Below are 1879 nucleotides of genomic sequence, written 5' to 3'. Positions count from 1 at the left end.
ATCAATTGAAGAATTAGAATGTTTGTTAAATCATCTTTTAAATGAAGGAGGGTTAATTATAAAATGGGTACGAAAAATAAAAAACAAAGGCAATGCTGTTATCACAGTTTAAATGCGCAACAGCTTAATTGTGCGGTTATTACCCAAAATGCAACGAGTGGTTGTTGCTCGCTTCCGTAACCGCTCTGATGCAGAGGGTCACTTGCGCAGTCTCCGACAGCTGATGCCTGATGTCAAATTTGTGATTATTTTTGATACTGGGGAGGAATTAGATCAGAAGTAAATAAATAACTGGTTCTTTGTGGACGGTTGACGGTTGTTTGTGGATAGTAAACAGTTAACGGTCAACCGTCAACTCAGCAAGAAAAACGTTATCAAAGTTGACACTTGCTTGACCGCTTTTTTCTCTGATGAAAAAAAACTATAGTTATTAGGTCGGTCAAATCTCCAATTCTCTACACACTAAAGAATAAACTCATGAAACATTTCTTCGCATCTACAACCTTAGTGACAGGATTGGCATTACTGCCATCCTTCGCTATTACACCAGCCAGTGCCTATACCCTGTTTCAAGCAACATTGGACAGTGCTCAGGAAGTCGCTCCTGGAGGAGTTACCCAATCCCCAGCAACTGGCTCTGCTAGCTTAAAACTCAATGATGCTGGTACGGAACTGAGTTACAGTATTAACGTTGTTGGTGTTGACTTTAGCCAGCTAGCGGATGTAGCAAGTCCTGCAAATGCTCTAGATGTTGCTACCTTGCTCCATTTTCACCAAGCTCCCCGTGGGGAAAATGGTCCGGTAGTCTTTGGTATTTTTGGCCCGGATCAGGATAATGATGACCGCACGGTTACCTCTAACTCGGATGGCTCAACTACTATCTCAGGAATTTGGGATCTTGATGATCCTGCCAGTACTTCCTTGAGTGAGATTGCTCCTGGACTGCTGGCTACTGCTCCTGGTGCAGATACGGATCTCTATTTCAATCTTCACTCAGAAAATGACCCAGCAGGGATAATTAGAGGACAAATCATTGCTACCCCTGTCTCCGAACCTTTCTCAGTATTAGGTTTACTAGCGGTGGGAGTCATTGGTGCAGGTTCAGCCATCAAAAAAAAGCTAGTAAGCTAGTACTCTGTACTAGTACTCTGTCAATTTAGTTTTTAGGGTTAGGTGTTAGGGGTTAGGTTAATGGTTAATGGTGCTTGGTTAATGGTTAATGGTATTAGAAATACTGTTAGGTTAATAATGTTAGGTTAATAATGTTAGGTTATAGCATTTAATCCCTAATCCCTAATCCCTAATCAGGAAAAGTAAAAGTCTAGTTACCTCGTCAATTTAATCGATGGTTAAAATCATCAGCCGCAAATCCTTAGGTACTCAACCTGTCTATGATATTGGTGTCAAGGACGACCATAACTTTATTTTGGCAAACGGTATGGTTGCTTCCAATTGCTTCAACAAATCTCACTCCACGGCCTATGGCTATGTAACCTATCAAACTGCCTATCTCAAGGCGAATTACCCAGTTGAATATATGGCAGCGTTGCTGACAGCGAGTAGTAACAGCACGGACAAGATACAGAAATATATTGCTACTTGCTCAACCATGGGGATTGAGATTTTGCCACCAGATATCAATCGTTCTGATTTGGATTTTACCCCAATCTCTAATAGTATATTGTTTGGGTTTTCAGCAATCCGGAATTTGGGACACGGAGCAATTAATTGTATTATCAAGGCTCGGGAGAATGGTGGTGAGTTTAAGGCTTTGGCAGATTTATGCGATCGCGTGGATTTGCGCACCCTTAACCGCCGTGGTTTGGAAGCATTGATTTACTGTGGTGCCTTTGATAGCATTCAGCCCAACCGCCAGCAA

3 protein-coding genes are annotated in these 1879 nt (G+C 41.9%); all 3 read left to right on the top strand.

Features of this window, described 5'->3' with window-relative positions; genetic code table 11:
* Window positions 1-112: 112 nt before the first annotated feature.
* Window positions 113-283, top strand: a complete 171-nt coding sequence (locus tag F6K37_RS40350) for a hypothetical protein (RefSeq protein WP_008184725.1) — start codon at window positions 113-115, stop codon at window positions 281-283.
* A 194-nt stretch (window positions 284-477) separates the two neighbouring features.
* Window positions 478-1131: a CHRD domain-containing protein gene (locus F6K37_RS40345; protein ID WP_008184723.1), complete on the top strand. Its 654-nt coding sequence runs from the start codon at window positions 478-480 to the stop codon at window positions 1129-1131.
* Between the two features lie 214 nt (window positions 1132-1345).
* Window positions 1346-1879 (top strand): helix-hairpin-helix domain-containing protein (locus F6K37_RS40340; RefSeq protein WP_502709657.1); only part of this gene is annotated, 534 nt, incomplete at its 3' end.

This window comes from Moorena sp. SIO4E2 (assembly GCF_010671945.1).
In the GTDB taxonomy this organism is placed as follows: domain Bacteria; phylum Cyanobacteriota; class Cyanobacteriia; order Cyanobacteriales; family Coleofasciculaceae; genus Moorena; species Moorena producens.
This window is presented reverse-complemented; position numbering and strand designations above follow the sequence as displayed.

Coding starts and splice junctions, on each gene's coding strand:
- F6K37_RS40345 (WP_008184723.1), top strand. CDS start 478: ATGAAACATTTCTTCGCATCTACAACCTTAGTGACAGGATTGGCATTA.
- F6K37_RS40350 (WP_008184725.1), top strand. CDS start 113: ATGCGCAACAGCTTAATTGTGCGGTTATTACCCAAAATGCAACGAGTG.